This window comes from Streptomyces sp. P13-3-3 (genome assembly GCF_050571355.1).
GTDB classification, from domain to species: domain Bacteria; phylum Actinomycetota; class Actinomycetes; order Streptomycetales; family Streptomycetaceae; genus Streptomyces; species Streptomyces althioticus.
This window is the reverse complement of record NZ_CP192228.1, coordinates 3,610,560-3,636,371: the sequence shown is the minus strand read 5'-3', so window position 1 is coordinate 3,636,371 and position 25,812 is coordinate 3,610,560. Positions and strand designations below refer to the sequence as shown.

Below are 25,812 nucleotides of genomic sequence, written 5' to 3'. Positions count from 1 at the left end.
CCGCGCGCACCGCCGCCGGCCGCCACTCAGCCCTCCCGCAGCACGTAGCCCACCCCGCGCACCGTGTGGATGAGCTGCGGGGCGCCGGGCTCGTCGAGCTTGCGGCGAAGGTAGCCGACGTAGACGGCGAGGTTCTTGGAGCCGGGGCCGAAGTCGTAGCCCCAGATGCGGTCGTAGATGGTGGAGTGTTCGAGGACCACGCCGGCGTGGCGGACGAGCAGTTCCAGCAGCTCGAACTCGGTGCGGGTCAGCTCCAGTTCGCGGTCTCCGCGCCAGGCGCGGCGGGCCTGCGGGTCCATGCGGAGCCCCGCCGCCTCCAGGATGCGGCCGGCCGGCGCGGGCGCCTCGGCCTCCTGGGCGGCGGGCGGCTCGGGCTCGGCGGGCGCGGGGGCCGCGCGGCGCAGGAGGGCCCGGAGCCGGGCGAAGACCTCCTCGACGTCGAACGGCTTGACGACGTAGTCGTCGGCACCCGCGTCGAGCCCGGCGATCCGGTCGGCGGTCTCCACCAGCGCGGTCAGTATCAGCACCGGGGTGCGGTCGCCCTCGGCGCGCAGCACCCGGCACACCTGGAGCCCGTCGATGCCGGGCATCATCACGTCGAGCACCAGCACGTCGGGCCGGCTGCGGTGGGCCTGCGCGAGGGCCTCGACGCCGTCGGCGACGGCCGTGACGTGGTAGCCCTCCAGGGTCAGCGCGCGCTCCAGCGCGTTGCGGATGGCGCGGTCGTCTTCGGCGAGCAGAACGGTGTGCGGCACCCGCCCAGTGTGCCAAGCCGCCGGGACCCGGCGGCCCCGCCGGCCGTCCGGGCCCCCGCTTCTTACCGCCGTCTCACCCACCAGGGCGCAGCGCGGCGAGCCGTTCCTCGAAGGGAGTGACGTTCTCGAACGTGTCCTTCTTGGGGAGGGGCGCGCCCCCGGGCGTCCCGTGTCGGGACCCGCCCCCGGAGTGCTGGGCCGCCCTCCCGCCGGGCGCCTCACCAGGCTCCGCCCCGCCGGTCGAGAGAGGCGTCGCGGGCGACGGACGGCCGTCCGGACCCGTGTCGTCGGCCGAGGCGGCGGCCTGCCGGGGGGCCGGGCCGCCCAGGGCGGACTCCGTACCGGTCAGGACCGGGACGTCACGCGGGCCCGGTACGCCGGCCGGGGCCGGCCGGCGACGGACCGTGCCCGTCGCCCACGCGGCCAGTTCCCCGGCCGCCCGCCCGATCCGGGCGTCCAGCCCCTCCGCGCCCCAGTCCTCCGAGGCCGCGTAGACGCCCGTCGGGAGGACGACCGCGCGGAGGTAGGAGAAGAGGGGACGGAGCGCGTGGTCCAGGACCAGGGAGTGCCGCGCGCTGCCGCCGGTCGCCGCGATCAGCACCGGCATGCCGGTCAGGGCGTCCGGGTCGGTGGAGCTCAGCGCGTCGAAGAAGGACTTGAACAGCCCGCTGTACGACGCCGAGAACACCGGCGTGACCACGATCAGCCCGTCCGCCCCGCTCACCGCGTCGAACGCCTCCGACAGCGCGGGGCCGGGGAAGCCGTTGGTGAAGGTGTGCGCGATCTCCACGGCGAGGTCCCGCAGCTCGACCACCCGGACGTCGCCGGGCCCGGCGCCGGACGCCTCGGCCGCGGCCGCGGCGAGCCGGTCGCCCAGCAGCCGGGTGGACGACGGCACGCTCAGCCCGGCCGACACGACGACGATCCTCATGTCCGCGCCCCTTCCCGGCCGGCGTCGGCGCCCTTCCGCGCGGCGCCCAGCAGCGAGGCGTGCGTGGGCGCCTCCGGCACGTCGGCCGGACGGTTCTTCGCGAACTCCTTCCGCAGCACCGGCACGACCTCCTCGCCGAGCAGGTCGAGCTGCTCCAGCACGGTCTTCAGCGGCAGCCCGGCGTGGTCCATCAGGAACAGCTGGCGCTGGTAGTCGCCGGCGTAGTCGCGGAAGGACAGCGTCTTCTCGATCACCTGCTGCGGGGAGCCCACGGTCAGCGGGGTCTGCGCGGTGAACTCCTCCAGCGAGGGCCCGTGCCCGTACACCGGCGCGACGTCGAAGTACGGCCGGAACTCCCGCACCGCGTCCTGCGAGTTCTTCCGCATGAACACCTGCCCGCCGAGCCCGACGATCGCCTGCTCGGGGGTGCCGTGCCCGTAGTGGGCGTACCGGCTCCGGTACAGCTCGACCATCCGCTTGGTGTGGTCGGCCGGCCAGAAGATGTTGTTGTGGAAGAAGCCGTCGCCGTAGTACGCGGCCTGTTCGGCGATCTCCGGCGAGCGGATGGACCCGTGCCAGACGAACGGCGGCACGCCGTCCAGCGGGCGGGGCGTGGAGGTGAAGCTCTGCAGCGGGCTGCGGAAGCGTCCCTCCCAGTCGACGACGTCCTCCCGCCACAGCCGGTGCAGCAGGGCGTAGTTCTCGATCGCGAGGTTGATGCCCTGCCGGATGTCCTGGCCGAACCAGGGGTAGACCGGGCCGGTGTTGCCGCGCCCCATCATCAGGTCCACCCGGCCGTCGGCCAGGTGCTGCAGCATCGCGTAGTCCTCGGCGATCTTCACCGGGTCGTTGGTGGTGATCAGCGTGGTGGAGGTGGACAGCAGCAGCCGCTCGGTGCGGGCCGCGATGTAGCCGAGCATGGTCGTCGGCGAGGACGGCACGAACGGCGGGTTGTGGTGCTCGCCGGTCGCGAACACGTCCAGGCCGACCTCTTCGGCCTTCAGCGCGATGGCGACCATGGCCTTGATCCGCTCGCGCTCGGTCGGCGTACGCCCCGTCGTCGGGTCGGGGGTGACGTCCCCGACGCTGAAGATCCCGAACTGCATGGCCGCTCACCCTCCAGGTTGTTTATGGTTCAACTATACCCCTGGAACGGCGCCCGGCCTCCTCCTATTCCGTCTGCCCCGACACGGCCTCCCGACCCCCCGCCCCCACCGGCATCGGCTCCCCCGCCCGCAGCCGGGCCGCCTGCTCGGCCCCGTACTCCGTGGTGCGCCGCATGTGCTCGACGAACAGGGCCAGCTCACGGTCGTCCAGGTCGTCGAAGAGCGCGAACCAGCCGCTGCCGACCCGCTCCCACACCCGCGCCACCTCGGCGACCCGCTCCGGCACCGGCGCGACCAGCACCAGCCGCCGGTCGCCCGCGTCCCGCGCCCGCACCACGTACCCGGCCCGCTCCAGCCGGTCCACCAGCCGCGTCGCAGACCCGGTGGTCAGCCCCGTCAGCTCCGCGATCCGCCCGGTCGTCACCGGACCGGGCTCCAGGGTGAGCAGGTTCAGACACTGCAGATCGGTCGGGTGCAGGCCGAGCCGGTCGGCGAGCGCCTGGTTCAGCAGCGCATACGACGCCATGTACCGCCGGGCCACCACCGCCAGCTCCGCCGTCAGCCGCGCCCGCCTCTCCCCCGGCGAGCCCGGCGAGCCCGGTGACTCCGCCGCCCTCCGCTCCCCGGGCCGCCCCGCCGTCGTCGTCATGTCCCCGGTCCGTCCGTCCGCTGCGTCCGTCACGGGGCATGTATCCCTCGCACCGCACGGGCGCAGGCGCCCTCCAACAGGTGACGCGGGCGGCCCGTGCGAAGCTGCCGCCATGCTGATCCTCCGCTCCGCCGCCCTGTTCGTCCTCGCCGCGATCCTCGAAATCGGCGGCGCCTGGCTGGTCTGGCAGGGCGTACGCGAACACCGCGGCTGGATGTGGGCGGCCGGCGGCGTCCTCGCCCTCGGCGCGTACGGCTTCGTCGCCACCTTCCAGCCCGACGCCCACTTCGGCCGGGTGCTCGCCGCGTACGGCGGGATCTTCGTCGCCGGCTCGATCCTGTGGGGCGTGGTCGCCGACGGCTACCGCCCGGACCGCTGGGACATCACCGGCGCGCTGGTGTGCCTGGCCGGCATGGCGGTCATCATGTGGGCCCCGCGGAACGGCTGACGAGCGCCGCCCGAGGGCCCGCCGGCCCCCTTCGCACCGCCGCTTATGCTGGCCGGGCACGGCCCCCGACCGCCCGAGGAGCAGCTCATGGCCACCGCCGTACCGCCCGCCGCGTCCCGTATCGCCGTCGTCACGGGCGCGAGCAGCGGAATCGGCGCCGCCACGGCGCGCAGGCTCGCCGAGGCCGGCTACCGCGTCGTCCTCACCGCCCGCCGCAAGGACCGCATCGAGGCGCTCGCCGAGGAGCTGACCGCGGCCGGGCACTCCGCGACGGCGTACCCCCTCGACGTCACCGACCGCGCCGCCGTCGACGAGTTCGCCACCGCGTTCCGCACCGTCGGCGTGCTGGTCAACAACGCGGGCGGCGCGCTCGGCGCGGACCCGGTCGCCACCGGCGACCCGCAGGACTGGCGCACGATGTACGAGACCAACGTCATCGGCACCCTCAACCTCACCCAGGCCCTGCTGCCCAAGCTGGACGCGAGCGGCGACGGCACGGTCGTGGTGGTCTCCTCCACCGCCGGGCACGCCACCTACGAGGGCGGCGCGGGCTACGTGGCCGCCAAGCACGCCGAGCACGTCCTCGCCGAGACCCTGCGCCTGGAGATCGTCGGCCGCCCGGTGCGGGTGATCGAGATCGCGCCCGGGATGGTGAAGACGGAGGAGTTCGCCCTGACCCGGTTCGGCGGCGACGCGGACAAGGCGGCCAAGGTCTACGAGGGCGTCGCCGAGCCCCTCACCGCGGACGACGTGGCCGACACCATCGCCTGGGCCGTGACCCGGCCGCCGCACGTCAACATCGACCTGCTCGTCGTCCGCCCGCGCGCCCAGGCGTCCAACACCAAGGTGCACCGGGAGGGACGGTGACGACGGACGGCGGGACGCCCGAGGGCGCCGCCGCGGACGGCGGCGGGACCACCGACGGCGAGCGGCGCCGCCTCGCCCTGGAGAAGAAGCGCGAGCGCTACGTCTGGCTGTACCTCGGCTACTTCCTCTTCGGCATCCACATCGTGGCGTTCGTGATGATCTACGCGGTGCGGCACGCCAAGTAGGGCCATCCTGTACGGGTACGGGGGACCCCGACACCGAGGAGGACCGGCCATGCGCGACGTGACCTACGCGATGGGCATCTCGCTCGACGGCTACATCACCGGGCCGGACGGCGGCCTCGACTGGTCGGCGCCGGACCCGGAGGTCTTCCGCTTCTGGATCGACGAGACCCGCGAGCTCGGCGTCCATCTGCTCGGCCGGCGGCTCTACGAGACGATGCTCTACTGGGAGACCGCCGCCGACGACCCGTCGCTCGGTGACGCGGAGCGCGAGTGGACCGAGGTGTGGAACCCCCTGCCCAAGGTGGTCTTCTCCCGCACGCTGACGGAGGTGCGCGGCAACGCCCGCCTGGCCACCGGCAGCGTCGCCGAGGAGATCGCGCGGCTGCGGAAGGAGCCGGGCGCGGGCGGGATCGCGATCGGCGGCGCGGCACTCGCCGCCGAGGCGGCCGCGGCGGACCTGATCGACGAGTACCGCACGGTCGTCCACCCGGTCCTGGTCGGCGGCGGCACCCGCTACTTCCCCCACGACGAGCACCGCGTCCACCTGGACCTGGTGGAGACCCGCGTCCTCGCCTCGCAGACGGTCTACATGCGGCACCGCGTGCGGAGGTGACCCCGCACGCGGCGCGCGCTCAGCCCTTGACGCAGACGACCTGCTTCAGCTTCGCCACGACCTCGACGAGGTCGCGCTGCTGGTCGATGACCTGCTCGATCGGCTTGTAGGCGCTCGGGATCTCGTCCACGACGCCGGAGTCCTTGCGGCACTCCACGCCCTGGGTCTGCTCGGCCAGGTCCTTCGCCGTGAAGCGCCGCTTGGCCGCGTTCCGGCTCATCCGCCGGCCGGCGCCGTGCGACGCGGAGTTGAAGGACGCCGCGTTCCCCAGCCCCTTCACGATGTACGAACCGGTGCCCATCGAGCCCGGGATGATCCCGTACTCGCCGGACCCCGCGCGGATCGCGCCCTTGCGGGTGACGAGCAGGTCCATGCCCTCGTAACGCTCCTCGGCCACGTAGTTGTGGTGCGCGCTGATCTCCTGCTCGAAGGTGGGCTTCGCCTTCTTGAACTCCTTGCGGACCACGTCCTTGAGGAGCGCCATCATGATCGTGCGGTTGTACTTGGCGTACTCCTGCGCCCAGAACAGGTCGTTGCGGTACGCCGCCATCTGCGGGGTGTCCGCGACGAAGACGGCGAGGTCGCGGTCGACCAGGTTCTGGTTGTGCGGAAGCTTCTGCGCGATGCCGATGTGGTGCTCGGCCAGTTCCTTGCCGATGTTGCGCGATCCGGAGTGCAGCATCAGCCAGACGGAACCCTCGGTATCGGTGCACACCTCGACGAAGTGATTCCCGGACCCGAGCGTCCCCATCTGCTTCGTCGCCCGCTCCTCGCGGAACTTCACCGCGTCCGCGACCCCGCCGAAGCGGGTCCAGAAGTCGTCCCAGCCGCCCGTCGCGAAGCCGTGCAGCCGGCCGGGGTCCACCGGGTCGTCGTGCATGCCGCGGCCCACCGGAATCGCCTGCTCGATCTTCGAGCGCAGCCGGGACAGGTCGCCGGGCAGGTCGTTCGCCGTCAGGGACGTCTTCACCGCGGACATGCCGCAGCCGATGTCCACGCCCACCGCCGCCGGGCACACCGCGCCCCGCATCGCGATGACCGAACCGACCGTCGCGCCCTTGCCGTAGTGGACGTCCGGCATGACGGCCAGGCCCTCGATCCACGGCAGGGTGGCGACGTTGCGCAGCTGCTGGAGCGCGCCCTCCTCCACCGTCGCCGGGTCCGTCCACATGCGGATCGGCACCTTCGCGCCCGGCAGTTCCACGTACGACACGACGTCCTCATTCCCCCGGTAACACAACACAAGTCTCATAACGCAAAACCGGCGCCAAGGTCGATGAAAAGGGATACCGGACCGGCGTCCGCGGCAGTGCGTGCGATACACATTGTCTGCGAACGGCTCCCCCCTGCGGCAAGCGAATAACCAGCGGGGACACTGGAAGGACCCGGCGGGCAGCGGCCCGCATCCACCGTCGAGAGGACCTGGACCGTGCAGCGGAAGGCGTACGGACCCGGCGTCGCCGCACTCCTCGCGGCCGTACTGGCCGGCTGCACCGGCAGCCCGGACAGCGGCGGACAGGCGGACGACTCCAACCCGGGCAGCGCCGGCACGGCGACCCAGGCGGCCCAGCCCGGCCGGTACGCCACCCTTCCCGAGCCGTGCGGCGTGGTCGGCGACCGTACGCTGGAGGAACTGCTGCCCGGGCTCACGGAGTTGACGGACCAGCAGCAGCGGGAGAAGGCGTACGCGGGCGAGGCGACGCTCACCTACGACACCGACCGCAAGGTGGGCTGCCGCTGGAAGGTGGAGTCGCTCGCGGCGACCGACCGGCTGCTGGTCGACTTGGAACGGGTCGTCTCCTACGACAACGCGGTCAGCGACGACGCCCAGGCCGAGGAGCTGTTCGCCCGCAGGCGGACGGCGGCGCAGCTGCCCGCGCCGACGGTGACGGGCTCCGGCTCCCCCTCCCCGACCGGCTCCGGCGCGAGCACCGGCCCGGCGGACCCGAGCGGGTCGGCAGCGGCGTCCGGTTCGCCCTCGGCACCGTCGGCGACCGGGTCGCCCTCCGTCGCCCCGTCCGAGCTCCAGCCGCGGGTCCTGGAGGACCTGGGCGACGAGGCGTTCCTCGACGACGCGCTCAGCAGCTCCGGATCGACCGTCCAGGAGCGCACCGTCACTGTGGCGTTCCGCACGTCCAACGTCATCGTGACCATCGAGTACGCGGAGCAGCCGGTGACCGTCGGAGCGGTCCCGGACAGCAAGGAAATGCAGGACAGGGCCCGGAAACTGGCCGCCGAGCTGTCCGACTCGCTCGGCGGCTGACCGTCGTTCACCGCCCCTTCACGCTCTCCGCGAGGCCCGCGAAGTACGGCCGTACGGGTGACAGGGCGCGTACCGTGACCCCTCGGACACCGTTCCGACCGCAGGGAACACGAGCGTCATGAGTGAAGGAACCATGCAGCGACGAGCACAGCGAGAGCAGCCCGAGCGAGCCAAGCGCCTGACCCGCGTCCTTGTCTGCGCGGCAGCCGTCCCCGTGATGCTGGTCGCCACCGGCTGCTCCTCGGATTCCGGATCGGACGACGGCGGCGACAAGGCGGCGAGCGCCTCGGCGTCGGCGAGCCCGTCGCCGACGGTGCAGGCGGCGGCGTACCGGACGCTGCCCGAGGCGTGCGGGGTGCTGAGCAAGAAGACCCTCAAGGATCTGGCGCCCAAGGCCAAGTCCGGCAAGGAGGGCACCTCGGACGACGTGGCGTCGCGGGCCAGCTGCTCCTGGAGCAGCCTGGACAACAACGGCGTCAAGGGCTCGCAGTTCCGCTGGCTGAACGTGTCGCTGCTGCGTTTCGAGTCCGACACCACGCGCGGCCCGGGCGAGAAGCTGGCCCAGGAGTACTACGACAAGCAGGTGCGTGAGGTCCGGGCGACGCCGGGCGCGAAGGGCCTGAACGCCCAGGCGGTGGCCGGCACCGGCGACGAGGCGACCGCGGTGCGCTACGACCTGAAGAAGAAGGAAGGCACCTTCAAGCAGCAGACGGTCGTGGCGCGGGTGGAGAACGTGGTCGTCACCCTCGACTACAACGGCGCGGGCCTGGCGGGCGACAAGACACCGGACGCCGCCGCGCTGCTGTCGGACGCGAAGAAGGCCGCCCGGGAGGCCGTGCTGTCCGTGACGCGGGCCAACGGCCCGGCCGGGGCGAGCGGTTCGCCGTCCGCCCCGGCGTCGGGCCGGCCGTCCGCGTCGGCCTCCGGGGCGCCCTCGGCGTCCGCCTCCGGCAAGAGCTGACCTCGCCCAACCGGAACCGGCCACCCGTTCCCCGTACACATGTGCCACTCTGTTGCGCGCAACAACACGCACTGGGAGGGGAGTACGGGTGGCCGCGCCCATTCAGCTGACACGGACGCACCGAATTCTCATCGGCGTGGTCGTCTCCGGTGCCGTCGTCATCGCCGGGATCGGCTTCGCCGGTTCGTACGCGGCGGTCCGTGAGCTGGCCCTGAAGAAGGGCTTCGGCGACTTCAGTTACGTCTTTCCGATCGGCATCGACGCCGGCATCTGCGTCCTGCTGGCGCTGGACCTGCTGCTGACGTGGATCCGCATCCCGTTCCCGCTGCTGCGGCAGACGGCGTGGCTGCTGACGGCGGCCACGATCGCCTTCAACGGCGCGGCGGCCTGGCCGGATCCGCTCGGTGTGGGCATGCACGGGGTGATTCCCGTGCTGTTCGTGGTCTCCGTGGAGGCCGCCCGGCACGCGATCGGCCGGATCGCCGACATCACCGCCGACAAGCACATGGAGGGCGTGCGGCTCACCCGCTGGCTGCTGTCGCCCGTCCCGACGTTCCTGCTGTGGCGGCGCATGAAGCTGTGGGAGCTGCGCTCCTACGAGCAGGTGATCAAGCTGGAGCAGGAGCGGCTGGTCTACCAGGCCCGTCTGCGCTCCCGCTTCGGCCGCGCCTGGCGCCGCAAGGCCCCGGTCGAGTCCCTGATGCCGCTCCGCCTCGCCAAGTACGGCGTCCCCCTGGCCGAGACGGCCCCGGCGGGCCTGGCGGCGGCGGGCATCGAGCCGGCGCTGATCCCTCCGGCGCCGGAGATGACCGCGGCTGCGGGCGGTCGTACCGCTGCGGCGGCACAGGTTCAGGTGCCGTCCGGCGAGCAGCGCCTGGAACTCGAGCCCGAGCGCAGGGACGAGGAGCCGTCCAACCCCTGGCTGCACGCCCGCGACCCCCAGTCCGTGGAGTACCACGGCGGCTACGACCCGGAGTTCGACCCGGACGAGTACGCCCGCTGGATGGCCGAACAGCGCCAGGCGGAGCAGTACGAGGACCAGTACCAGGAGGAGCCGCCCCTCCAGGAACCCGCCCCGGAGGAGACCGGCACCTTCCCCATCCCGGTCATCCCGGGCGGGCGCACCCGGGATCTGGGCGAAGGCGGCGCGGCGCCGGACACGGAACCGGGCGAGGACGACTTCTACCAGGTCTTCCGGCAGTCGATAGACGGCAGCTACCCGACCCCCCGCGTCCTCGGCGACAACATCGAGGCGACCTACGGCGTGACGCTGAGCCCGAGCGCCCTGAAGGACCTCGTCGACCGTTTCCAGGCCCGCCACGCCGCGGAGCTGGAGGAGGACCACATCGCCTGACCCGGCGCACATACACGGGCACGACGAGGGGCCCCCGGTGATCCGGGGGCCCCTCGTCGTGCGAGCGGTTACGCGCCGAGCAGGTGCCGCACCCGCTCCTGCCCCACCGCCAGCAGCAGGGTCGGCAGGCGCGGGCCCGTGTCGCGGCTGACCAGGAGCTGGTAGAGGAGGGCGAAGAAGGACCGCTGGGCCGTCTTGATCTCCGGGGGGAGCTCCTTGGGCGTGGCGTCGGCGGAGAAGCCGGCCTGGACCTTCGGGACGCCGTAGACGAGGTGGGTCAGGCCGTCCAGGGACCAGTTGTCGGCGAGGCCGTCGAGGAGGAGCCGCAGGGACTCCCGCGCCTGCTCGTCCAGGGACTTCAGCAGCTCGGTGTCGGGCTCGTCGCGGACGATGGTGCGCTGGTCGGCGGGGACGTGGGTGTTGATCCACGCCTCGGCCTTGTCGTAGCGCGGGCGGGCCTCGTCGAGGGAGGTCAGCGGGTTCGCCGGGTCGAGGTCGCTGAGGATGCGCAGCGCCTGGTCCTCGTGGCCGGCGGTGATGTCGGCCACCGAGGCCAGCGTGCGGTACGGCAGCGGGCGGGGCGTGCGCGGCAGCTCACCGCTCGCCGTGCCCACCGCGCGGGAGTGCGCGGCGACGTCGGCGGGCAGCGCGGAGCCGTCGGCGACCTTGGCCTCGAGGCGGTCCCACTCGTCGTAGAGACGCTGGATCTCCTGGTCGAAGGCGACCTTGAAGGACTGGTTCGGCCGGCGGCGCGCGTACAGCCAGCGCAGCAGCTGCGGCTCCATGATCTTCAGGGCGTCGGCCGGGGTGGGCACGCCGCCCTTGGAGGACGACATCTTCGCCATGCCGCTGATGCCGACGAACGCGTACATCGGGCCGATCGGCTGCTTGCCGTCGAAGATCCCGACGATCTGGCCGCCGACCTGGAACGACGAGCCGGGCGAGGAGTGGTCGACGCCGCTGGGCTCGAAGATGACGCCCTCGTAGGCCCAGCGCATCGGCCAGTCGACCTTCCAGACCAGCTTGCCGCGGTTGAACTCGTTGAGCCGGACGGTCTCCGAGAAGCCGCACGAGGTGCAGGAGTAGGTCAGCTCGGTGGAGTCGTCGTCGTACGACGTGACCGTGGTGAGGTCCTTCTCGCAGTTGCCGCAGTACGGCTTGTACGGGAAGTACCCGGCCGAGCCGGAGCTGCCGTCGTCCTCGGCGGCGGCGCCGGAGCCCTCGGCGGCCTCCAGTTCCGCCTCGTCCACCGGCTTCTGCTGCTGCTTCTTCGCCGGGGCCTTCTTGGTGCGGTACTGCGCGAGGATCGCGTCGATGTCCCCGCGGTGCTTCATGGCGTGCAGGATCTGCTCGCGGTAGACGCCGGAGGTGTACTGCGCCGTCTGGCTGATCCCGTCGAACTCCACGCCCAGCTCGGCCAGCGACTCGGTCATCGCGGCCTTGAAGTGCTCGGCCCAGTTCGGGTGCGGGGAGCCCTTCGGGGCCGGGACCGAGGTGAGGGGCTTGCCGATGTGCTCGGCCCAGGTCTCGTCCACGCCGGGGACACCGGCCGGCACCTTGCGGTAGCGGTCGTAGTCGTCCCAGGAGATCAGGTGGCGCACCTGGTGCCCGCGGCGGCGGATCTCGTCGGCGACCAGGTGCGGGGTCATGACCTCGCGCAGGTTGCCCAGGTGGATGGGGCCCGAGGGGGACAGACCGGACGCGACGACTACCGGTTTGCCCGGGGCCCGACGCTCCGACTCCTCGATGACCTCATCCGCGAAACGGGAGACCCAGTCGGTGGTCTCGGTGCTCTGAGCCACGATCGGCACGTCCTTCTTTCTGCTCGGGCAGCCGGTACGGTCGCACGGCTGACCGTGCCATTCTCCCAGCTCCCCCGGCCACCGCGAAAACGCCTTTTCACCGGCCCGGGCGGGCCCCTGGCCGCGGCTCGGGCGCGGACCGGGAGGGCCCGCGGGGGGCCGTCCGCGCCCCCCGCGCACGGAAAAACCGCTTCACCCCCCGTGGGATACTGACCGTGTCTATCTGAACCCACGAGGAGAACGGCACCCACTCCATGGCCTCGGTCACATCGCTCACCGATCTCGTCAGCAAGCAGCTCACGTCCGCCCTCTCCGCCACCCGGCCGGAGGCGTCCGCGGACCCGCTGCTGCGACGCAGCGACCGGGCGGACTTCCAGGCCAACGGGATCCTCGCGCTGGCGAAGAAGGCGAAGGCCAACCCACGGGACCTGGCCACCGAGGTCGTCTCGCACCTCACCACCGGTGACGTGATCAAGGACGTCGAGGTGTCCGGCCCCGGCTTCCTCAACATCACGATCGCCGACCGGGCCGTCCTGGAGAACCTGGCCGCGCGGTACGCGGACGACACGGGCCGTCTCGGCGTGCCCCTCGCCGCGAACCCGGGCACCACGGTGATCGACTACGCCCAGCCGAACGTGGCCAAGGAGATGCACGTCGGCCACCTGCGGTCCGCGGTGATCGGCGACGCCCTGCGCGGCATGCTCGACTTCACCGGCGAGAAGACGATCGGCCGGCACCACATCGGCGACTGGGGCACCCAGTTCGGCATGCTCATCCAGTACCTGATGGAGCACCCGGGCGAGCTGGCCCCGGCCTCCGAGGTCGACGGCGAGCAGGCCATGTCGAACCTCAACCGGGTCTACAAGGCCTCGCGGGCCCTCTTCGACGCCGACGAGGCGTTCAAGGAGCGGGCACGCAAGCGGGTCGTCGCCCTGCAGTCCGGCGACAAGGAGACCCTCGAGCTGTGGCAGCAGTTCGTGGACGAGTCGAAGGTCTACTTCTACTCGGTCTTCGAGAAGCTCGACATGGAGATCCGCGACGACGAGATCGTCGGCGAGTCCGCGTACAACGAGGGCATGCCCGAGACGGCGCGGCTGCTGGAGGAGATGGGCGTCGCCGAGCGCTCCGAGGGCGCGCTGGTGGTGTTCTTCGACGACATCCGCGGCAAGGACGACCAGCCGGTCCCGCTGATCGTGCAGAAGGCCGACGGCGGCTTCGGCTACGCGGCCTCCGACCTCACCGCGATCCGGAACCGGGTTCTCGACCTGGACGCCACGACCCTGCTGTACGTGGTGGACGTGCGGCAGTCGCTGCACTTCAAGATGGTCTTCGAGACCGCCCGCCGGGCCGGCTGGCTGAACGAGGGCGTCACCGCGCACAACATGGGCTACGGCACGGTGCTGGGCGCGGACGGCAAGCCGTTCAAGACCCGTGAGGGCGAGACCGTCCGGCTGGAGGACCTGCTGGACGAGGCCGTGCAGCGGGCCGCCGAGGTGGTGCGGGAGAAGGCGCGGGACCTCACCGAGGAGGAGATCCAGGAGCGGGCCGCGCAGGTCGGCATCGGCGCCGTGAAGTACGCGGACCTGTCGACGTCGCCGAGCCGCGACTACAAGTTCGACCTGGACCAGATGGTCTCGCTCAACGGCGACACCTCGGTGTACCTGCAGTACGCGTACGCCCGTATCCAGTCGATCCTCCGCAAGGCCGGGGACGTACGGCCGGCCGCGCACCCGGAGCTGGAGCTGCACGAGGCCGAGCGGGCGCTCGGACTGCACTTGGACGCGTTCGGGGACACGGTGTTCGAGGCGGCGGCCGAGTACGCGCCGCACAAGCTGACGGCGTACCTGTACCAGCTGGCGTCGCTGTACACGTCGTTCTACGACAAGTGCCCGGTGCTGAAGGCGGATTCGCCTCAGCAGGTGGAGAACCGGCTGTTCCTGTGCGACCTCACGGCCCGCACGCTGACCAAGGGCATGGCCCTGCTGGGCATCAGGACGCCCGAGCGCCTCTGACCCCTCCCGGCACCGCACGGCACGCGGCCCGTCCACTCCCTCGGGGGGAGAGGACGGGCCGCGGTCGTGTCCGGTGTCAGATCCGGTCGGCCCACTGCGCGAAGGCCTTCTTGGTGCCGTCGCCCGCGATGCCGTCGATCGGGCCGTTGTAGTACCCGTTGGCCTTCAGGAGACGCTGGAGCGCCGCGACCGTCCCGCCGCCGACGATGCCGTCGATGGCGCCGGTGTAGCCCCAGTACTTCTTCAGGCAGCGCTGGAACGCCTTCCAGCTGTTCTCGCCCAGCTGGCCGTCGATGGCTCCCGTGTACCCGTGGTGCGCCTTCAGCCAGCGCTGCACGTTCTTGGCCTGGGCGGAGCTCAGACCCAGGTTGACCACGGCGAGCGTGCCCGCGTCCGCGGTGACCACCCGCTCCTGGGCCGTCGCGGGAGCCGCCATGGCCGTGCCCGCGGTCGCCAGGCCGCCGGCGGCGATCCCGATGGCGGTGGTGACACTGACGAGCGTCTTCGTCAGAACGCGCATTCCATTTCCCTCCGTTGAAGTGCGATGGGCGGAACCGGTCGCGGCCGGCTCCACATCGAGACTGCTGGGCCGGCACGACGCCTCGCCACAGTTGACGCGGAAGTGACGGGTGTCCGGGACGTCCCGGCCGCTGAGCTGCTGGGACGTCGTTCGCGTCGGCGGTCCCACGGGACGCCCGACGGCCGGATCCCGCGCCCGGTGCCGCCGCCAACTCCCTTGTCCTCACAGGCGCTTGGGGCACAATGTCGCGTGGGCCCGGGTGACCACCTGGCCCACGGGGGTCCGGGATCGGCGATCCCGAACGCGAACGGGGGACTCATGTCGCGTGGGAAAGAGCTGCCCGCAGGACTGCACCCACAGGTACGGCACCTGATCGTGCGCCTGCGCCGGCTGAAGGACCGCAGCGAGTACAGCACCCGCCAGGTGGCCGCCAGAACCGGCTACAGCGCGAGGTCGTGGGAGCGCTACCTCGGCGGGCGGTCGCTGCCGCCCCGGGAGGCGGTCGAGGCGCTGGCGCGGGTGTGCGGCGGCGATCCTGGCAGCCTGCTGGTGCTGCACGAGATGGCGTCGGCCCACTGGGGGGAGACACACGGAGGCTCCCCGTCCGCGTCACCGCCGGCCACGGAGCAGAATCCGCCCGCGCCCGTGGCGGCGTGGCCGTACGGGCGCGCGATGCGTGTCGCGCTGACGGCGGGTGCGACGGCCCTGGTGCTGTCCGTCTCGGCGGTGCTCGTCCTCGCCGCCGAACTGGCCGAGGCGCGGGAGGCCGCCAGGGCCGCCCGTGCCGGCACCGTCGCCGCGGCCGGAGCGACGACGCCCGATCCAGCGGCCGTGCTGCCGTCGCTCCACACCTGTCGGCTCGAACGGACCGACGGCCGTTGGTACGCGGGGCACAGCCGCACCCTGCGGGCCGTCGCCACCTACGGTCACACGGGACCCGTGGTGATCGAGGCGCAGTGCCTGCTGCGCCGGGCGGGAGCGTCGCCGGGGGACGTCGACGGGATCTACGGGCCGCTGACCCGGCGGGCGGTGCGGCGGTTCCAGGACCGGGAAGGTCTGACCGTGGACGGTGTCGTCGGTCCGGACACCTGGCGGGCCCTGCGGACATGGGGGGCGGCATGAGCACGCCCCACACCCGGTTGACCACGGAGTTGCGCGCGCTGAGGGCACGTACGGGCCTGAGCCTGGCGGCACTGGCGAGGACCACCGCGTACAGCAAGTCGACCTGGGAGCGGTACGTCAACGGCAAGGCGCTGCCGCCCCGGCAGGCGGTCCGTGAGCTGTGCCGGACCGCCGGCGAGCCGGAGGAGCGGCTGCTGGCGCTGTGGGAGCTGGCCCAGGCGGAGTGGAAGGGGAGGGCGACGGTGATCGCGCCCGCTGAGCCCGCCCCGCCGCAGCCGCCGCCCGTCGCGCCGGGGCCGCCCGCGAAAGCCCGCTGGTCGCCGGGGAGTCCGGTCAAGCTACTCCTGGCGCTGACCTCGGCGTACGTGGTGCTCGCCGCAGGCGTCGCTTTGGCGTTGCTCCTGGCGCCCCTGCGCGACACCGCTCCCGGTGAGCCGCTGTCGGCGACCCACCCGGCCACGTCGTACGTCGTCGCGCCTCGCTGCCACGGTGCCTCGTGCGAGGGCGAGGACCCGGTCCGCATGGCCTGCACCGTCGTTCCCGAGACGGTCTCCACCTACCGCACGGACACCGGCGCGCTGGTGGAGGTGCGGTACAGCGAGGCGTGTGGGGCGGCGTGGGCCAGGATGTGGGGCGCACGCATCGGGGACCGGGTGGACGTCACCACGGGCGGCCCGGTCCGGGAGGTGTGGGTCGTGGACAGCGCCGACGCGGACGCCTACGTCTACACCGAGATGACACGGGCGCGGCCGGGCAGCGTCATCCGCTCCTGCTTCCGGCCCGAGGGCGCGGGCGCGCACGAGTGCTTCGACGCCCCGGTCAGGCCGGACGGATCACGGGCCGGTTAGGCGCGCTCCGGCCGCACCCACCGCTCGGCCATCCACCGCTCGGCCACCCCGGACAGCGGGCCGTCACGCCCGTTCGCGCAGTGCCGTCCCCAGCCTCCGCAGCCCCTCCGTGATCTCCTCCGGGGTCTGGGTGACGAAGCACAGGCGGAGGGTGGAGCGGTCGGGGGTGCCCGCGTGGAAGGGGGCGCCGGGGACGTACGCCACGTCGTGGCGGACCACCTCGGGCAGCAGGGCCGTGGTGTCGTACGAGGACGGCAGGCGGACCCAGAGGAACATGCCGCCCTCGGGACGCGACCAGGCCGAGCCGGCGGGGAGCGCGTCGGGGAGGCCGGCCAGCATGGCGTCCCGGCGCTCGCCGTAGACGCCCGCCACGCGGCGGACGTGCGCGTCCAGGTCGCGGTCGGCGAGATAGCGGGCGGCGGCGAGTTGGTTGACGGTCGGGGTGTGCAGGTCGGCGGCCTGCTTGGCGACGGCACAGGCGCGGCGGATCCCCTCCGGCGCGCGCAGCCAGCCCAGCCGCAGCCCCGGCGCCATGATCTTGGACAGGCTGCCCAGGAGCACCGTGCGGTCCTCCGCGCCCGGGTGGGCGGCGATCCACGGCACCCGCTCGCCCTCGTACCGCAGTTCGCCGTACGGGTCGTCCTCGACGATCCACAGTCCGCGCCGCGCGGCGACCTCGGCGACGGCGGCCCGGCGGGCGGCGGGGAGGGTGCGGCCGGTGGGGTTCTGGAACGTCGGCACGGTGTAGAGCAGCTTGGGCCGCTCGCGGACCACCAGCTCCTCCAACGCCTCGGGGTCGAGGCCGTGTTCGTCGCCCGGCACCGCGAGGACCCGCGCTCCGGCCAGGCCGAAGGACTGAAGTGCCGCGAGATAGCAGGGGTCTTCGACCAGCACCGTGTCGCCGGGTTCGAGCAGCGCCGTGGCGAGGAGGGACAGCGCCTGCTGGGAGCCGGTGGTGACGAGGAGATCGTCCGGCGCGGTCACCAGCCCGCGCGCGCCGGCGCGTTCGGCGAGCGCGGTCCGCAGCGCCGGCTCGCCCTCGGTCGTGGAGTACTGCAAGGCCCGCGCCGGCGTCTCGGCGAACACCGCGCGGTACGCCTCCGCGATGCCGTCCGCGTCGAACAGTTCCGGGGCCGGTAGACCGCCCGCGAAGTTGATCACCTCAGGCCGTGCGGTGACCGCCAGGATGTCCCGTACGGGCGAGCCGCCGACCGCCGAGGCCCGCGCGGCGAGCCGCGGGGTGGGTGCGGGGGCGGCGGACGGCTCGGTGACGGTCATGGCACGGCTCCTGGGGCTGGGTGGCGGCTCGTCCCCGCAGCCTAGAAAACCGCGTGCCTTCTACACGCGCCTTTCCGGAATCCGGACGCCCACCGCGCCGGGCCCCGAGGGCCTGTCCTAGTCCAGCTTCGTCGTCCCCTCCGGCACCCAGCCGTCGCCGCCGATCGGGAACTCGTACGCCGGACGGCCCTTGTTGCCGCTGGTACGGAAGGGCCGGCCCCCGTCGTCGACGGTGAGCGTGCCGCTGCGGTCGCCGCTGGACCACTTCAGCTCCAGGTACCAGTCGACGTCGTACGCGGAGACGGAGGCGGTGATGTAGTACACCTCCGGGTCGGACTCGCTGACCTTGAACGGGAAGTCCTCGTTGCCCGCCTCCGGGGTCAGGGACGGCCGCGCCGAGTCCAGGGAGACGGAGAACGCCCGCGTCTGCACGCCGCCTCCGCAGCCCACGCCGGGGTAGGCCATGGCGTAGTCGTTCCAGGCGAGCGGCGCCCGCTTGCCCGCCACCCGCACGGTGAGGCCGTCGACGACCACGGTCTCGGGGCCGGTGCCCTGCACGGTGACCTTCAGGTACTGCTGCCCCGAGGACACCGCGCCGTGCGCCGCCACCCAGGCCGCGGCGCCCTCCTCCACCGGCGGCGGTTTCATCTCGCCCGCCGGCTTGTCGACCAGGTACCGCTGCGAGCAGGGGCTTTCCCACGCGTACGGGGCCGCCCGCACCGTGACCGGCACACCGCTCTTCCGCTCCTCGCCGTCCGGGGCGCCGGCGGGCGCGGACCCGGCCGGCGTCCTGGCCGGGCTCTTCTCCTCGGCCGAGGAGGACGGCGAGGCGCTGGCGGTGGACGACGGCGAGGACGACGCCGAGGGGCTCTCCTCCGCGGTCGCCCCGGCCGCGCCGACCGGGCGGTGCCGTCCGCCGTCGCCGTCGTCACCGGAGCCGCCACCGCCCGGCAGACCGACGGCGAAGGTGACCCCGGCGGCCACGGCGGCGACCGCGATGCCCGCGAGGACGGCGGTACGGGTGCGGCGGCGGGCGGGGGCGGGGGTCGTCCTGTCGGGTGCGTCGGCGGGCGGGAGGGCGCTCGGCCGCGCCCCCGCTCCGGAGGGGCTGGTATTCGTTGCGCCAACCGGGGCGGCCGCGGGCGCCCCCACCGACGGCGCGTCGGCCCGCGGCCCCTCGGCCGGGGGCACGTCGGCCGGGGGCACGTCGGCCGGGGACGCCTCCGCCGGAGGCGTGGCCTCGGAAGCCGCAGCCCCGGCCTCGGGAGCCGCAGCCCCGGGCTCCGAACCCGCATCCCCCGAGGGCGTCTCGGCGGCGGCAGCCCCGGCAGCCCCCTTCCGCCCCCGCACCGCGTCCGCCAGCACCCACCGCCGGTGCAGCTCGACGAGTTCCCCGGGCCGCGCCTTGCACAGCCGGGCCAGCCGCTCCACCGGGGCGTAGTCGGCCGGCACCGCGTCCCCGTTGCAGTACCGGTGCAGGGTCGACGTACTCATGTGGAGCCGCTTGGCGAGCACCCCGTAGCTGAGCCCCGACCGGTCCTTCAGCTCCCGCAGCAGCGCGGCGAAATCCGCCGCGGCCGTCTGTTCCGACACCGTTCCTCCACTCCCCCGTGTCCCGTTCCACCGTTCCAGGGGACGGCCGTTCCCCCAGGTCAGAGCGGTATGAGCGTTCCAGCGTCCCAGATCGCCCGCCGGTGGTGGCGGCCGGGACGGATCACACCGCACGCTCTGGTCATCCAAGCACGCCGCTCCCGCCGACCGGTCGAGCGGCTGCGCCAAGTCCCTTCAGATGACAAGGAATCCGCCATGCGCACCTCTCGCCTCCAGCTGCTCGCCGCCGCCGGTGTCGCCGTCGCCTCGCTCGCCCTGACCGCCTGCCAGGACGGCACCGGCACCCGCGACGAGGGGGGCGCGTCCGCCTCGCAGCCCGTCGCGTCGGCGCCCTCCGACACCTCCTCGCAGGCGCCGAAGGAGTCCGCCTCCGGCAGCGGCGGGAACGACTCCACCGCCAACGGCTCCACCGGGAACGGCTCCACCGGGAACGGGTCGGGCGGGGACGCGGCCGGCTCCGGTGAGAGCGGCGGCGGCAAGGGGTCCTCGGCCGGCAAGGGCTCCGCCTCGGGCGGGTCCGACGACGCCCCGGCGCGGTTCAACCCCTGCAACGGCACGAACACCTCCGTCACCGCCCAGCCGGTGTCCCGCCCGGTGAACCACATGCTGATCACGGTGAAGAACACCGGCTCGAAGTACTGCGACCTGACCTACTACCCGGTGCTGCGGTTCGACGAGATGCAGTGGGTGCCGCAGCCGGTGGAGGACTCCCAGCCGCAGGCCGTGGTCACCCTGGCCCCGGGCGAGTCGGGGTACGCGGGGGTCATGCTGTCGGCCGCCGACGGCAGCGGAGCGGGCGGCACCACCGGCAAGAAGCTCGCCGTCGGCTTCCAGAACCGCACCCCGAACAGCGACGGCGGCCCCGCCGCCATCCCGTCCCTCCCGGCCGCGGGCGTGTACTACGACAGCAGCCTGACGGTGACGTACTGGCAGTACTCGAAGGACGACGCGCTCGCCTACTGAGCGGGACGCCGGCCACGCCCGTAATCCAGGTGCGGGCGCCGGCCGCCACGCCGACGATGGGCAGGTTCCCCCTGCGGCAGCGGGAGGGGGAACCCGCCCACGGCCATGTGAGGAACACTGTGCAGTCCAGGGACCGGCTCCGGACCCTCTTGAGGGTGTACGACGACCCACGTCACCTCGACGTCCCCCGTGACTTCGACGCGGAGGCGACGGTGCGGCGCTTCGCCCGTCTCACCGAGGCGCTCGAAGGGCGCTTCGGACCGTCCTGCCGTACGAGCTTCTTCCAGGACGCGAGCGTCCACGGCGCCGTCCGCGTGCCCGCCGAGGCGACGGGCCACGGCAAGGCGCTGTGGGTCGAGCTGAGCAACTTCGGCCGCTTCGTCACCGCGGGCACGGGCGACGCCTGGGACGCGCCCGGCGCGGCCACGGACCTGCCCGCGGAGTACGTCACCTGGCTCGACGCGGTCTGTACGGCGGCGGGGTGCACGTTCGTCCCGCTCGACCTGCTCCTGGAGCCGTACGACGGCCCGTCCCCGACCTGGGCGGACGAGGACGAGGCGCTCGTACGGGCTCTCGAAGCGGCCGACGACGACGAGGAGGACGAGAACCGCACGCCGGTCTGGGCCGACCGGTACTTCCAGTGGGTCTGAACCCGCGGGCCCGGGTCAGCGCAGGGTCTGGGCGACCTCGGTGGCCCAGTAGGTGAGGATGCTGCGCGCGCCGGCCCGGCGGATGCCGGTGAGGGACTCGAGGATCGCCTTGTCGCGGTCGATCCAGCCCTTCTCGGCGGCGGCCTCGATCATCGCGTACTCGCCGGAGATCTGGTACGCCACGACGGGCACGTCCACGGCGTCCGCGACCTTGGCGAGGACGTCGAGGTAGGGGCCGGCCGGCTTGACCATGACCATGTCGGCGCCCTCCTCCAGGTCGAGCTCCAGCTCGCGCATCGACTCACGGAGGTTGGCCGGGTCCTGCTGGTAGGTGCGGCGGTCGCCCTGGAGCGAGGAGCCGACGGCCTCCCGGAAGGGGCCGTAGAAGGCGGAGGCGTACTTCGCGGTGTACGCGAGGATCGCGACGTCCTCCCGGCCGATCTGGTCGAGGGCGTCGCGGATGACGCCGATCTGCCCGTCCATCATCCCGCTCGGGCCGACCACGTGGGCGCCCGCGTCGGCCTGGACCTGCGCCATCTCGGCGTACCGCTCGAGGGTGGCGTCGTTGTCGACGCGGCCCTGCGCGTCGAGGACGCCGCAGTGGCCGTGGTCGGTGAACTCGTCGAGGCACAGGTCGGACATGACGAGCAGGTCGTCGCCGACCTCGGCGCGGACGTCCCGCAGGGCGACCTGGAGGATGCCGTCCGGGTCGGTGCCCGCGGTGCCCGCGCCGTCCTTCTTGGACTCCTCCGGCACGCCGAACAGCATGATCCCGGAGATCCCGGCGGCGACGGCCTCGGCGGCGGCCTTCTTCAGGCTGTCGCGGGTGTGCTGCACGACGCCCGGCATCGAGGAGATCGGCACCGGCTCCGCGACGCCCTCGCGCACGAAGGCCGGGAGGATGAAGTCGGCGGGGTGCAGGCGGGTCTCGGCGACCATGCGCCGCATCACAGGGGAGGTGCGCAGACGCCGCGGGCGCGTGCCGGGGAAGGATCCGTACGTCGTCATACCACCTACGCTACGCCCGCCCCGCCCGTGCCTTTGCCGACGCACAGTCGGCGCACGACCGGCGCCGGGGCGGGGCCCGGCGGTCCGCCGTGCGGCTCCGGTGCGGCGGGACCATGCTGGAGGAGGGCCGGGACGGCGGCGTGCTTCGCCGTCCCTCCGTACCGCGCGCCGCGGAGGTTCGACATGGTCACCCTGCACCGGACGCCCGACCTGTTCGCCCTCTCGGAGATCCGCGGCCCGGTGCTGCGCCCCGGCGACGACGGCTACGCGGAGGAGCTCACGGGGTTCAACGTGGCCGCCCGGCGCGCCCCCGACGTGGTGGTCGGGGCGACCGGCGCCGACGACGTGGTGACCGCGCTGCGCTGGGCGTCGGCCACCGGGACGCCCGTCGCCGTCCAGGCGACCGGCCACGGCGCCAACTTCCCGGTCGACCACGGGCTGTTGATCAGCACGAGGAGGATGACGGGCGTACGGGTCGACCCGGAGCGGCGCACCGCGACGGTGGGAGCCGGCGCGCGGTGGCGGGACGTGATGGCGGCGGCCGCCCCGCACGGCCTGGCGGGGCTGTGCGGCAGCTCGTCCGACGTGGGCGCGGTCGGCTACACGGTGGGCGGCGGCCTGCCCGTCCTGGGCCGCGCCTACGGGTACGCCTCCGACCTGGTCCGCTCCTTCCGGGTCGTCACCCCCGACGGCACACTCCACGAGACGGACGCCGGCCGCGAGCCCGACCTGTTCCGGGCGCTGCGCGGCGGCAAGCACGCCGTCGGCGTGGTGACGTCGATGGTCACGGAGCTGCTGCCGCTGCGCACCCTGCTCGGCGGCGGCCTCTGGTTCCCCGGCGAGCACGCGGAGGCGGTGCTGTCGGCCTGGTGCGGATGGATCCGCACGGTGCCGGACGAGATGTGCACGACGTTCGCCCTGCTGCGGCTGCCGCCGATCCCCCAGATCCCGGAGCCGCTGCGGGGCCGGTTCTGGGCGCGGGTCACGGTCGCCTGGGCCGGGGACCCGGCCGACGGTGAGGCGCTGCTGGCGCCCGTCCGGGCCGCCGCCCCGGCCGCCGTCGACACGGTGGAGGTCATGCCGTGCACGGAGATCGACCGCATCCACATGGACCCGCAGGGCTCGTTCCCGGTGCGGGAATCGGGGTTGCTGCTGCACGAGCTGAACCCGGTGGCGGTCCGGACGTTCCTGGACCGGGTGGGCCCGGACGTCGTCGACTGCCCGTTGCTGCTCGTGGAGATCCGGCACCTGGGCGGCGCCCTGTCCCGGCCCTCGCCCGGCCCGGACATGGTGAGCGCCCGCGACGCGGACCATCTGCTGGAGACGGTCGCGGTGGTGGCCTCCCCGGCGAAGGCGCTGGCCGCCGACCGGGCCGCGACGGCGCTGCACACCGCGATGTCCCCCTACGGCACCGGCCGGACGACGCCCAACATGCACGGCGCCCCGGGCGACGCCGCCGACCGGGCCCGCGCCTGGCCCCCGCGGGACCACGCCGACCTGCTGCGCCTCAAGCACGCCTACGACCCCGCCGGCCTGCTCCGCTTCGGCCACACCCCCTGAGCAGGCGCGGCACCTGTCGGATACGGTGCTCGTCTTCCGCGGACGTACTCCGCGGCCGTACGACAGAGGGGGCAACGGACCGTGCACAGCGCCACCGTGACGACCGAGGGCGACCATATCCGCTGGGCCGAACTGCCGGGCGAGGACCCGGCCCGCGTCTACGTCCACGGACTGGGCGCCACCTCACCGCTGTACTTCGCCGAGACCGCCGTCCACCCGCTGCTGGCCGGGCGCCGCTCGCTGCTGATCGACCTGCTCGGCCACGGCCACAGCGACCGGCCCACGTCGTTCACCTACACGCTGGAGGACCACGCGGACGCGCTCGCCGCGGCCCTGCGCGCCGCGCAGGTCGCCGGCGCCGAGGTGATCGCGCACAGCATGGGCGGCGCGGTCGCCGTCGTACTGGCCGCCCGCCACCCGGAGCTGGTGTCGCGGCTGGTCCTCGTCGACGCCAACCTGGACCCGCTGACGCCGGAGCGGGGCGCCTACGGCAGCCGGGACATCGCGTCGTACGGCGAGGAGGAGTTCCTCGCGGGCGGCTGGCGGGAGGTGCGCGACCGGGCGGGCGCGGACTGGTGGGCGACGATGCGTCTGACGGGCCGGGAGGCCCTGCACCGCAGCGCCGTGCACCTGGTCCGCGCCACGACCCCGACCATGCGGGAGCTGCTGCTGGACCTGCCGGTTCCGCGCACCTTCCTGTACCCGGAGCCGGACGGCCCCGTCCCGGGCGCGGAGGAGCTGGAGGCCGCGGGCGTCCGCGTCGTCGCCGTCCCGGACTGCGGGCACTGCATCATGCTGGACAACCCGGAGGGCTTCGCCCACGCGACGGCAGAGGCGCTGGCCTGACCTTTCCGCACCGGGGCCGGTCCGGCGGACCTTTTTGGCCCGGTCGGGCGGCCCCTCTTTGGCTCTGTCCACCGGTCCACGGCGCCTCGATGCTGGGGGAACACCGACGTTCCCCGGAGGGTCTCTTGAGTCTCGCGTTCCTGCTGGCCGCCCTGGCCGTGGTGGTCACCCCCGGCACCGGCGTGGTCTACACGCTCGCCGCCGGCCTCTCCCACGGCCGGCGCGCCGGCCTGGTGGCCGCCTTCGGCTGCACGCTCGCCGTCGTGCCCCATCTGCTGGCGTCCGTCACCGGTCTCGCCGCCCTGCTCGCCTCCAGCCCGCTCGCCTACGCGGTGGTGAAGTACGCGGGTGTCGCCTACCTGCTGTACATGGCGTGGGGGATGCTGCACGACAAGGAGGCGTTCACCGTGCGCCCGGAGTCCGAGCCGCGCCCCGCGTTCCGCGTGATCACGACCGCGGTGCTGATCAATGTGCTGAACCCGAAGCCGACGCTGTTCTTCGTCGCCTTCCTCCCCCAGTTCGTCCCGGCCGGCTCCGCCGGCTCCCTCGGCCTGATGCTCCAGCTCGGCGGGGTCTTCATGGCGCTGACGTTCGTGGTCTTCGCCGCGTACGGGGTGTGCGCGGCCGCGGTCCGGGACCGGCTGTCGGCCCACCCCCGGATCACCACCGGCCTGCGTGCCGTCTTCACGGCGAGCTTCGTCGGACTGAGCGCCCGGATGGCGGTGGCGTGATGATCCTCAGGCACGCGGAGGAGGTCCGGTCCGCCCACCCGGGCCTGGCGGCGGGCGCGCTCCACGCCACGGGCGTCGACGGCACGGCGGACGTCGGGGCGCGCGTGGCGGAGTACACCTCCCGCGCCCTCGCCCGGCTCGCCGACGGCCCCGAGAGCCGGTTCCCCGAAGTGCTGGCGTGGCGGCGGACGTTCGCCCGTCTGGGGCTGCGTCCGACGCAGTACCGCTGCGCCTCCGAGTCCCTGCTGCGCCGCCTGCGCAAGGAAGGCTCCCTGCCCCGCATCCACCCGGTCGTCGACCTGTGCAACGCGGTCTCCGTGGCGTACGCCGTGCCGGTCGCGGCGCTCGACGCGGACCGGATCACGGGCCCGCTGCTGGAGGTGCGGCCCGCGCGCGGCGACGAGACGTACACGACCTTCGACGGCCGCACCGAGCACCCGTCCCCCGGCGAGGTGACGTACGCCGATTCGGCGGGCCGTGCGCACGCCCGCCGCTGGACGAACCGGCAGAGCGGCCACTCGGCGGTGAGGGACGGCACGCGCCGGATCCTCGTGGTGGCGGAGGCGATGCACGAGGGCGGGCCGGGAACGGTCGCGCGGGTGCTGGAGACCCTCGCGGAGGAGCTGGGCGCGCACTGGCCGGTCACGCCTGTGACCGGCCTGCTCACCGACGAGGAACCGGAGTTCGCGTTCGGTGACTCCGCCCGGGTCCCGTAGTCGCACATGGCAC

At 73.3% G+C, this 25,812-nt stretch carries 26 protein-coding genes; 16 read left to right on the top strand and 10 right to left on the bottom strand.

From position 1 onward, the window contains the following. Window positions 1-26: 26 nt before the first annotated feature. From ACQZOG_RS16660 to ACQZOG_RS16645, 4 genes are all read right to left on the bottom strand, one after another. A complete protein-coding gene (locus ACQZOG_RS16660) occupies window positions 27-755 on the bottom strand; it encodes a response regulator transcription factor (protein ID WP_033272605.1) in 729 nt (242 codons plus the stop codon). A gap of 73 nt (window positions 756-828) precedes the next feature. After that, window positions 829-1,686: an FMN reductase gene (locus ACQZOG_RS16655; protein WP_430741596.1), complete on the bottom strand. Its 858-nt coding sequence runs from the start codon at window positions 1,684-1,686 to the stop codon at window positions 829-831. Continuing rightward, entirely contained in the window at window positions 1,683-2,792 is a 1,110-nt protein-coding gene (locus ACQZOG_RS16650) for an LLM class flavin-dependent oxidoreductase (RefSeq protein WP_033272607.1), read from the bottom strand. Before ACQZOG_RS16650 ends, ACQZOG_RS16655 begins: the two co-directional genes overlap by 4 nt. A 64-nt stretch (window positions 2,793-2,856) precedes the next feature. Continuing rightward, window positions 2,857-3,318: a MarR family winged helix-turn-helix transcriptional regulator gene (locus tag ACQZOG_RS16645; RefSeq protein ID WP_193469422.1), complete on the bottom strand. Its 462-nt coding sequence runs from the start codon at window positions 3,316-3,318 to the stop codon at window positions 2,857-2,859. Window positions 3,319-3,553: 235 nt separating this feature from the next. On the opposite strand from ACQZOG_RS16645, the gene ACQZOG_RS16640 reads away from it, so the two are divergent. From ACQZOG_RS16640 to ACQZOG_RS16625, 4 genes are all read left to right on the top strand, one after another. After that, window positions 3,554-3,889 (top strand): YnfA family protein, encoded by a 336-nt coding sequence (locus ACQZOG_RS16640; protein ID WP_033272608.1) that lies wholly within the window; start codon window positions 3,554-3,556, stop codon window positions 3,887-3,889. Between the two features lie 87 nt (window positions 3,890-3,976). Beyond that, window positions 3,977-4,756 (top strand): SDR family NAD(P)-dependent oxidoreductase, encoded by a 780-nt coding sequence (locus ACQZOG_RS16635; RefSeq protein WP_261675422.1) that lies wholly within the window; start codon window positions 3,977-3,979, stop codon window positions 4,754-4,756. Next, window positions 4,753-4,941, top strand: a complete 189-nt coding sequence (locus ACQZOG_RS16630) for a hypothetical protein (protein WP_203550350.1) — start codon at window positions 4,753-4,755, stop codon at window positions 4,939-4,941. Before ACQZOG_RS16635 ends, ACQZOG_RS16630 begins: the two co-directional genes overlap by 4 nt. Window positions 4,942-4,990: 49 nt before the next feature. Continuing rightward, a complete protein-coding gene (locus ACQZOG_RS16625) occupies window positions 4,991-5,554 on the top strand; it encodes a dihydrofolate reductase family protein (protein ID WP_261675421.1) in 564 nt (187 codons plus the stop codon). 19 nt (window positions 5,555-5,573) lie between these two features. Here ACQZOG_RS16625 and ACQZOG_RS16620 read toward each other — a convergent pair whose 3' ends face one another. Then, on the bottom strand, window positions 5,574-6,767 hold the full coding sequence (locus ACQZOG_RS16620) for an RtcB family protein (protein WP_261675420.1): 1,194 nt from the start codon (window positions 6,765-6,767) through the stop codon (window positions 5,574-5,576). Window positions 6,768-6,983: 216 nt separating this feature from the next. On the opposite strand from ACQZOG_RS16620, the gene ACQZOG_RS16615 reads away from it, so the two are divergent. From ACQZOG_RS16615 to ACQZOG_RS16605, 3 genes are all read left to right on the top strand, one after another. Then, window positions 6,984-7,817, top strand: coding sequence for a hypothetical protein (locus tag ACQZOG_RS16615; protein WP_033272613.1), 834 nt, complete (start codon window positions 6,984-6,986; stop codon window positions 7,815-7,817). Window positions 7,818-7,935: 118 nt separating this feature from the next. Then, entirely contained in the window at window positions 7,936-8,778 is an 843-nt protein-coding gene (locus ACQZOG_RS16610; RefSeq protein ID WP_084206919.1) for a DUF3558 family protein, read from the top strand. Window positions 8,779-8,866: 88 nt separating this feature from the next. Continuing rightward, window positions 8,867-10,132: a DUF2637 domain-containing protein gene (locus tag ACQZOG_RS16605; protein WP_033272615.1), complete on the top strand. Its 1,266-nt coding sequence runs from the start codon at window positions 8,867-8,869 to the stop codon at window positions 10,130-10,132. A gap of 68 nt (window positions 10,133-10,200) precedes the next feature. On the opposite strand, the gene lysS is transcribed toward ACQZOG_RS16605, so the two are convergent. Beyond that, complete coding sequence (lysS, locus tag ACQZOG_RS16600) at window positions 10,201-11,943, bottom strand: lysine--tRNA ligase (RefSeq protein WP_037640945.1); 1,743 nt, start codon at window positions 11,941-11,943, stop codon at window positions 10,201-10,203. Window positions 11,944-12,188: 245 nt separating this feature from the next. Between lysS and argS the strand changes: the two genes are divergently transcribed. Continuing rightward, window positions 12,189-13,946, top strand: coding sequence for an arginine--tRNA ligase (argS, locus tag ACQZOG_RS16595; protein ID WP_033272617.1), 1,758 nt, complete (start codon window positions 12,189-12,191; stop codon window positions 13,944-13,946). A 76-nt stretch (window positions 13,947-14,022) separates the two neighbouring features. Here argS and ACQZOG_RS16590 read toward each other — a convergent pair whose 3' ends face one another. After that, window positions 14,023-14,466 carry a peptidoglycan-binding protein gene (locus ACQZOG_RS16590; protein WP_430741595.1) on the bottom strand — a complete coding sequence of 148 codons (444 nt, stop codon included), beginning with the start codon at window positions 14,464-14,466 and terminating at the stop codon, window positions 14,023-14,025. A 318-nt stretch (window positions 14,467-14,784) separates the two neighbouring features. Here ACQZOG_RS16590 and ACQZOG_RS16585 point away from each other — a divergent pair, with 318 nt between their 5' ends. Then, on the top strand, window positions 14,785-15,588 hold the full coding sequence (locus tag ACQZOG_RS16585) for a peptidoglycan-binding protein (protein ID WP_033272619.1): 804 nt from the start codon (window positions 14,785-14,787) through the stop codon (window positions 15,586-15,588). Then, the gene (locus ACQZOG_RS16580) at window positions 15,585-16,436 is read left to right on the top strand and encodes a helix-turn-helix domain-containing protein (protein WP_033272722.1); all 852 of its coding nucleotides are present in this window, start codon (window positions 15,585-15,587) and stop codon (window positions 16,434-16,436) included. Before ACQZOG_RS16585 ends, ACQZOG_RS16580 begins: the two co-directional genes overlap by 4 nt. A gap of 63 nt (window positions 16,437-16,499) precedes the next feature. Here the strand turns inward: ACQZOG_RS16580 and ACQZOG_RS16575 are convergent, their stop codons facing one another. Both ACQZOG_RS16575 and ACQZOG_RS16570 read right to left on the bottom strand, forming a co-directional pair. Then, a complete protein-coding gene (locus ACQZOG_RS16575) occupies window positions 16,500-17,714 on the bottom strand; it encodes a PLP-dependent aminotransferase family protein (RefSeq protein WP_033272620.1) in 1,215 nt (404 codons plus the stop codon). 117 nt (window positions 17,715-17,831) lie between these two features. Further along, entirely contained in the window at window positions 17,832-19,307 is a 1,476-nt protein-coding gene (locus tag ACQZOG_RS16570) for a helix-turn-helix domain-containing protein (RefSeq protein WP_430741594.1), read from the bottom strand. A 213-nt stretch (window positions 19,308-19,520) separates the two neighbouring features. Between ACQZOG_RS16570 and ACQZOG_RS16565 the strand changes: the two genes are divergently transcribed. Both ACQZOG_RS16565 and ACQZOG_RS16560 read left to right on the top strand, forming a co-directional pair. Continuing rightward, a complete protein-coding gene (locus ACQZOG_RS16565) occupies window positions 19,521-20,288 on the top strand; it encodes a DUF4232 domain-containing protein (RefSeq protein ID WP_430741593.1) in 768 nt (255 codons plus the stop codon). A gap of 155 nt (window positions 20,289-20,443) precedes the next feature. Then, on the top strand, window positions 20,444-20,938 hold the full coding sequence (locus ACQZOG_RS16560) for a hypothetical protein (protein ID WP_430741592.1): 495 nt from the start codon (window positions 20,444-20,446) through the stop codon (window positions 20,936-20,938). Between the two features lie 15 nt (window positions 20,939-20,953). Here ACQZOG_RS16560 and hemB read toward each other — a convergent pair whose 3' ends face one another. Next, window positions 20,954-21,946, bottom strand: a complete 993-nt coding sequence (hemB, locus tag ACQZOG_RS16555) for a porphobilinogen synthase (protein WP_037640943.1) — start codon at window positions 21,944-21,946, stop codon at window positions 20,954-20,956. 183 nt (window positions 21,947-22,129) lie between these two features. Between hemB and ACQZOG_RS16550 the strand changes: the two genes are divergently transcribed. The 4 genes from ACQZOG_RS16550 (at window position 22,130) to ACQZOG_RS16535 (ending at window position 25,799) form a co-directional block, all read left to right on the top strand. Then, window positions 22,130-23,506, top strand: a complete 1,377-nt coding sequence (locus tag ACQZOG_RS16550; protein ID WP_033272624.1) for an FAD-binding oxidoreductase — start codon at window positions 22,130-22,132, stop codon at window positions 23,504-23,506. Between the two features lie 81 nt (window positions 23,507-23,587). Next, a complete protein-coding gene (locus ACQZOG_RS16545; protein WP_430741591.1) occupies window positions 23,588-24,352 on the top strand; it encodes an alpha/beta fold hydrolase in 765 nt (254 codons plus the stop codon). Between the two features lie 125 nt (window positions 24,353-24,477). Then, window positions 24,478-25,083: a LysE family translocator gene (locus tag ACQZOG_RS16540; RefSeq protein ID WP_193469397.1), complete on the top strand. Its 606-nt coding sequence runs from the start codon at window positions 24,478-24,480 to the stop codon at window positions 25,081-25,083. After that, window positions 25,083-25,799 (top strand): B3/B4 domain-containing protein, encoded by a 717-nt coding sequence (locus ACQZOG_RS16535; protein ID WP_430741590.1) that lies wholly within the window; start codon window positions 25,083-25,085, stop codon window positions 25,797-25,799. The genes ACQZOG_RS16540 and ACQZOG_RS16535 overlap by 1 nt, the downstream gene beginning before the upstream one ends. The last annotated feature ends 13 nt before the right edge of the window (window positions 25,800-25,812 follow it).